The organism is Bacillus sp. AFS098217, from assembly GCF_002551815.1.
Lineage (GTDB): Bacteria > Bacillota > Bacilli > Bacillales > Bacillaceae_G > Bacillus_A.
The window spans coordinates 67,693-74,843 of sequence record NZ_NVPR01000004.1 but is presented as its reverse complement, the minus strand read 5'-3'; the positions used below and the strand labels follow the sequence as shown (position 1 = coordinate 74,843).

The following is a 7,151-nucleotide window of genomic DNA, read 5'->3' as shown; positions in this document are numbered from 1 at the left end:
TCTATAGGGTACATTTTACTTCTATGCATGGCCAGATGCTCTCTCCCACCTAAAAAGAGGGGTTTTATTTCGTTTTTTTAATTGATGTATGTATAGACTCCTTATCTTTTCCTCACTTGTTTATTCCTGAATTCTGCCATTTAATAAAGTCAATTAATATTTTATACTCTCGAATCTTCTCTTTATCAACTCCCATCTTTTTTAATTCATAGACAAAATCAACCCATTCCTTTTCCAACCGCTGTTTTATTTCCCCATTTGTCTCTGTCTCAATTAATGTATGAAGATCTACTTTCAATACTAACGCTATCTTTCCCATTACCTGAATAGACGGATTTTGATTTATATTTCTTTCGATGTTACTTAAATAAGACTTTGAAATACCTGATTTTTCAGCTAATTCAGATAATGTAAGCCCTATTTTTTTGCGAAATCGATAAATATTTTCCCCTATCATTCTACCCCTCCTTAGTCCAATATTTTAATATCATACAATACCCTATAAAAGAAATTAAGATCTCTCTTTTTGTAAAATGAATATACAATCATTATCAAGTGAGACTTTAATCAGTTGTTTTTTCTTCATCCCTCACTTCACTAATCTGGCATTTTTGAGCCATTATCCCTAGCCTATTTGTCCCTCTCTCCCCCAAATCTTATTATTCAATGCGGAATAAATCGCATCTTCAAGACATAGAAATGAAAAATTGAGAATGGGCTTCACTTCATTAAATAAGTATCTTTTTATGCTCATAAAATTTACCAAGGAGGCGCAATATTATGTTTTCACTTTTAAAACTTGCATATAACAAACTCAAGAGCAGTTACCATAAAATTATGTATACCTATAACTTTATCCTCTTTAGAGATTGCCTTGATATACAGTTGAAGGAAAAATTCTATAAAAATCAAAAATATCACGAGAAGAAAATTCATTCGAATAATTTTCCTCATGTCTAGCAACATTTCGAATCATTCACAAAAAAAGCTCCTGAAATTCCACATACACTTCAGAAGATACTTCATGTTATAGCATTTATAATGACCTGAATAACCCTTTGTTGATCCTCATCCAACATATTAGACCCAGACGGAAGACAAATCCCCTTCTCAAATAATTGTTTCGATACATCGTTACCATGAGGATAATACTTCCCTCCTTCAAAAAGCGGCTGCATATGAAGCGGTTTCCAGGCAGGACGGGCTTCAATATTTTCTTCAGCTAAAGATTTTAATAACGATTCAATAGATATTCCCGCTTCTTTTTCATCAACTGTCAAAGTTGTAAGCCAGCGATTCGAACTAGTATTTTCTAACTCAGGCATAAAGTGAAATCCAGGTATGTTGGATAACTCTTGATAATAGCGTTCAAATATATATCTTCTAGTCCTTACTCTATCTTCTAATACCTCTAATTGCGCTCTTCCAACACCGGCCAATATATTACTCATTCGATAATTGTAACCTATTTGGCTATGCTGATAGTACGGTGCTGAATCCCTTGCTTGTGTTGCTAAAAATCTTGCTTTTTTTAATGCATCAATGTCGTCAGAAACAAGCATTCCACCACCCGAGGTAGTAATAATCTTGTTGCCATTAAAGGAATAGACACCGAATTTGCCAAATGTACCACTTGCTTTCCCTTTATATGTAGAACCAAGGGATTCCGCTGCATCCTCAATTATAGGAACATTATATTTATTACATAATGAAAGGATTTCATCGATTTTAGCACTCTGTCCATACAAATGAACAACAATAACCGCTTTTGGTAATTTCCCTTCTTTATCGGCATCATATAACGCATGTTCCAACGCTTTTGGTGACATATTCCATGTTTCTGGCTCTGAATCAATAAAGATTGGTTCAGCTCCCAAATAAACAATTGGATTTGCACTTGCTACAAAAGTAAAGCTTGAGCAAAATACTGTATCCCCTTTTTGAACATCTAATAGTTGCAAAGCTAAATGAATCGCAGCAGTTCCCGAACTAACTGCTACAGCGTCTCTAGCTCCAACAAAAGACGCAAGCTCCTTTTCAAAACACTCTACATTTGGACCAAGGGGAGCAATCCAATTTGTATCAAATGCATCTTTAATATATTTTTGCTCATTTCCGCTCATGTGCGGTGAAGATAGATAGATTCGTTTTTTATTTTTAACTGCTTGCATGTAACCACATCCTCCTAACTAGTGTTCACAGATAAACAGAATGAAATAATCCTGTTATACATTTCATAAAACTTCACAACAAATCTTAGAAACTTTCTTTCTAACCTTTTACTTACCTTTTAAGCCCCATAACTTATTTTGATGTATACATAGCCGAGATAAGTTTTTGTTTAATTTCTTCTACTAAATATTTCACTTTCACATTTTTGGATTCTTGACCTCTTATATATACATGCATGAGTATCTCTTGAAATTGTTGTTGAGTTAATTTCTCAGCAATATTTATGTTTACCCCCACTTTCGCAAAATATGATTGAACATAGAAAATCTGGCTATTTCTAATTAAGTGGGCATTTACTTTCTACGTATTGAAAAATTATCTATCATGATGATTTCATATCCAGCATTTAATAGTTCTACACATGCGTGAGTGCCGATGTGGCCTGCTCCGCCTGTAATGAGAATTTTAATATATTTCCTCCCCAAGTTATTATTTTTTAAATCCCCTCTTTTCCTGAAGCTTCATAGATTCTTTTATTTAAAAATAAAAAACAGCTCAATTCATTTATTAAGTTGTACACTTCTTTAAAAGTTTTATAGTTTATTCATGATCCTAACCAACTGCTTTTTCATTATCACGCACAATGAAGCTCCTTTTGTCAATAATTCGTATTATAAGTTTATATATGGAATTTATTGCATATGATGAAGCAAGGCACATTACTATCAACCACCCAAAGATTATAATTGGATATTTAGGTGCAAATGTAAACTCTGGAAAAATTGACATATAAAAAAACACATGCGACAACCATATGTTTGTCGAATGATCACCCAAAAAAGTAAATACTTTTTGTATAAACCTACTCTTATTCATAAGATTGAAGAAACATATAAACGCAATAGCTGTAAAAGGTGCTATAATCATAGATTCATAAAAAGAATGGATAATTACCAACATGACTATGCCAATAGTACAAAGTGTATTCTTATAAGACAAACTGTAAAACTTATTGTATAGTTTGGAGTAGATCTTTTCCTTTGCGAAAATAGAACCCACAATGAATGGCAGTAACGATGTACCAACCAACACCATAGTATTTACTACCATATTTAGAACTGTATGATCACCAAAATCAAGGATATGTTTTATACGTTGAATGTAGCTTACTAAATAGATAGCACCAAAAGGAATTAGCAAACTCAATGAATTGTATTTTCTGACTAATCTAGTAAGAAAAGGTGCCAAAAAGACAAGAATAATATATGTTTGTAAAAACCACCATGCACCATTATATGAGTTTGATAATACAAAAAAATTGAGAAAAAACTCAGCTATACCGCCCGGAAAAGAGTCTGCCTTATCGACTAGAAATCCAATGGCAACAAACAGGATTAACACGATCCAAAAAATTAATCAGCAGCTTGAAAATACGTGTGAAATTCTTCATTACGTTAGATGTTTGTTCCCTGCTATGCACCTTAAACAAACCATACCCGCTTACAAAGCAATATATTGGAACGCATGCATCTCCAAATAATCCTATGTAGTAAACTAAAGGTACTCCGTTAATTATCGGAAAAGTCTCATATAACCCATTAACCTCTTTCCGGCAAAATAGATGAAGGAGCAGCATGAATAAAATCGCTACTCCTTTTAGCATTTTCGTATCATTTTTTGAAATTTCCACGGTGGCTGCACCCCTTTCTTTGTATTCATATTCTTTTTACATTCTCAATTGTACTTGTTAAGAGGCAACCTCAAACAAGCAATACTGTAATACAAAGCTAATCAACTAAGTGAAAATAAGCAAAGCAACCTGTGTTACTATAGATAAAATGGTCGTTTTGCCTTGCTGTGCTAACAACTAGGAGGAAACAAATTATAAAAAATGAATAATTAAGATGCGATCCCTAAAATCCCTTGACTGACCTCATTAAATAAACTATGGGATANNTATCCCATAGTTTATTTAATATCTGACTATGTATAAAAACACTTAGGACTACTTAACCACACACGTCCTACATATACCAATCATCAGAAGAAAAAAACATCTAAACGAGAAATCGGCATGGTAAAAAATGCCCCAAAATAATAATTTCATTTCTATTTAAACATATTTTCTATCAACTCTATCTACATTATTTAAATCAGCAATTTCTTCATAACGACCAAGTTTTATATTTTCTTTCGTTACAAAGCAATCTGGGTTAGGTGTTTTATCTTGTGCCCAATCAATAAAAGCCTGTGGAATATTAGCACCTGCTTCATGAGTAAAAGCGTATCCCCCGCCAAACCTAGCATTCATGTCAATCACATAGCCTTCATCATCTTTACAAATAACATCTAAATTAATAATACCAATATGTTTTAAATATTGGCCAATCTTACGTCCTATTTCCACAATTTGTGGATTTATTACTGTTTTCGCCTTATCAATATCTCCAGCTCTCATGGATAATACTTCTTTAACAAAAGTAGTCACATATTTTCCATTTAAGTCATTAATAATATCTACACTATAGTGAGTTCCTTCTAATTTCTCTTGAATTAAAATGGCATGTTCAAAATCATTCTTACTTACTTTTGATAAGATTGTCCGAGAAAGTTTTCTCTTAAGAAGATGAAAGGCTAATTCCAATTCGTATTCATCGTATACAAATTCAACACCTATAGATGCTGTTCCCCATCTAGGTTTTATTACTAAAGGAAAATCAACTCGATTATGAACTAAAGCCTCCTGAACACCTTCTAAAGTAGAATATGTTTTTGGAGTTTTTAAATGGCACTGCTCTAACATGCTATTATACTTTAATTTATCACGGCATAAATCTATTATTTCATATTGCGATACTACTGGAATAACACCCACTTCTAAAAACCTTTCTCTCTGTTGTGCAAGTAAAGGTATCTCTAAATCATTTAATGAAAAAATCATTTTTATATCATAATCTTTACAGATTTTTAAAAGCACCTCAAAATATGTTGGATCATCTACTCTAGGAACAATAAATGTTCTGTCTGCTTCTTGAATAATGGGTGCATTTATGGAAGCATCTGTACAATAAACTTTCCCATCAACTACTTTTAGAATTTCCTGGAAATAACTAACTAAATAATTACGTCTACCAGCAGAAGTTAATATTATATTCATAAAAACAACCCCTATTCTATTTTTCAGCACTACCTGCAAACTTTTCCATCGTTACATTATCGCTCTGGTTCACATCGTTACGCTTTATCACTTTCCAAAATGTAAACCATAATATCTTTATATCTAACCAAAAAGATTGATTTTCTACATACCAAACATCCAAATTAAACTTTTCTTCCCAAGAGATTGTATTACGCCCATTAATTTGTGCCCACCCAGTGATACCTGGCTTAACATCATGTCTTTTTGCTTGTTTCTGTGTGTACAAAGGCAAATATTCCATTAATAATGGTCTTGGACCAACCAAGCTAATATCTCCCTTTATTACATTAATTAATTGCGGAATTTCATCTAGGCTTGTTTTTCTTAAAGCTTTTCCAAAAGAAGTAAATCTCTTTTCTTCTGGTAGCAATATTCCATTGTCATCGGTTTCATTTGTCATTGTCCGAAATTTATAGATATAAAATGGTTTTCCTTTTAATCCAGGCCTTTGTTGCTTAAAGATAACGGGGGAACCAAATTTGATTCTAACAAGAATCGTAACTAATACAGTTACTGGTAAAGCCATCAAAAATAATACAGTAGTAATGAGCAGATCAAATAATCGTTTCATCATATAAACCACCTAAATAAATTATTTTACTCTAATTCTTGATAAACTTTCTCTAACTCTTCCAAAACTCTTTCTAGCGAATACCCCTCAATTATTTTCTCATAACTATTAATCCTAAACTTTTCTGCTAATTCGCTATTAGTCAGTATCTCATAACACCTATTTGCTATTTGTTCAGGAGCACGTACATCTACAAGAAAACCATTATAGCCATCTTGAATTAAATCGCGGTTTCCTCTAATATTTGTCACTACAACAGGTACCTGCATAGACATCATTTCCAGCACAGATCTTGGAAGACCTTCCCGTAATGAAACTAATGAACCTACATCAGTGATACTCAGTATTCGGTTTATATCTTTTCTATAACCTAAGTATTGAACATTATAATCTAAATTCAATTCTCGAATTTTATTACAAATAAAATCAACGTTTGGACCTCTTCCTAATAGCAAAATTACAAAATCATTCCCATATATTTCTCTTAACTTTTCAGCAGCGTGTACTATATCAATATGTCTTTTATTATCATTAAATTCAGCTATGTGAGTGATTATTTTGGTGCTTTCACTAATACCTAATTCTTTTTTCAATTCCATTTTAGTCATATAATCAATTATTTCAGGATCATATTCTTTCATATCAACTCCTATCCCTTTGATAAATCGTACCTTATCTGGAGATATAATTTGTTTACTTGCTTCATAGTCATCTTTATTAATTACTATTAATCGATCAGTTTTCTTAGCCCCTATTTTCTCCGCTATTTTATATACTAGATTAGAAACACTTGATCCGTTTTCATTGAAATGAAAACCATGTGCAGTATATACCACCTTATACTTGCTAACTAATCGAGTAAGAAGGGACGCAATAGGAGTATGCGTATGAATGAAAGAATATGTATTTTTTCTTAAAAGTTTTTTTATTTGAAAATAAGCTTTTACATTCTCGAAGCTTTTGACACTTCTGCTAAAAGATACATGATGAACAACAATTTCATCTCCAAGGACTTTCACAAAATTTTCATTTTGAATATTAGTAGCAATCTCAACCTTATAGCCTTTGCTAATTAGTAACTTTATACTTGGTATTAAAAATGCAGAAATTGTTGAACTCACAGTAGTTACTATTAATGCGGTTTTCATATTACACTCCTTTTATTCATATTAATTATATACATGTTTATTAATTCTACTCAAAAGAAAA

General features: G+C 32.2%; 7 protein-coding genes and 1 pseudogene. All 8 read right to left on the bottom strand.

All coding sequences use genetic code 11. From position 1 onward, the window contains the following. Nucleotides 1–112 precede the first annotated feature (112 nt). Nucleotides 113–457: a helix-turn-helix domain-containing protein gene (locus tag COO03_RS01580; protein WP_097894727.1), complete on the bottom strand. Its 345-nt coding sequence runs from the start codon at nt 455–457 to the stop codon at nt 113–115. Nucleotides 458–1,022: 565 nt separating this feature from the next. After that, nucleotides 1,023–2,171 carry an aminotransferase class I/II-fold pyridoxal phosphate-dependent enzyme gene (locus tag COO03_RS01570; protein WP_097894725.1) on the bottom strand — a complete coding sequence of 383 codons (1,149 nt, stop codon included), beginning with the start codon at nt 2,169–2,171 and terminating at the stop codon, nt 1,023–1,025. Nucleotides 2,172–2,540: 369 nt separating this feature from the next. Beyond that, nucleotides 2,541–2,642, bottom strand: a pseudogene (locus COO03_RS26265) (NAD-dependent epimerase/dehydratase family protein); the annotation flags it as partial. Nucleotides 2,643–2,784: 142 nt separating this feature from the next. Further along, nucleotides 2,785–3,573, bottom strand: coding sequence for an acyltransferase family protein (locus tag COO03_RS01565; RefSeq protein ID WP_230322502.1), 789 nt, complete (start codon nt 3,571–3,573; stop codon nt 2,785–2,787). Beyond that, entirely contained in the window at nt 3,533–3,862 is a 330-nt protein-coding gene (locus tag COO03_RS27370) for a hypothetical protein (protein ID WP_230322501.1), read from the bottom strand. The genes COO03_RS01565 and COO03_RS27370 overlap by 41 nt, the downstream gene beginning before the upstream one ends. Before the next feature lie 423 nt (nt 3,863–4,285). After that, entirely contained in the window at nt 4,286–5,329 is a 1,044-nt protein-coding gene (locus tag COO03_RS01560) for an ATP-grasp domain-containing protein (RefSeq protein WP_097894724.1), read from the bottom strand. A 16-nt stretch (nt 5,330–5,345) separates the two neighbouring features. Further along, nucleotides 5,346–5,942, bottom strand: coding sequence for a sugar transferase (locus tag COO03_RS01555; protein WP_097894723.1), 597 nt, complete (start codon nt 5,940–5,942; stop codon nt 5,346–5,348). A gap of 26 nt (nt 5,943–5,968) precedes the next feature. Beyond that, a complete protein-coding gene (locus tag COO03_RS01550) occupies nt 5,969–7,090 on the bottom strand; it encodes a glycosyltransferase family 4 protein (RefSeq protein WP_097894722.1) in 1,122 nt (373 codons plus the stop codon). Nucleotides 7,091–7,151: the final 61 nt, after the last annotated feature.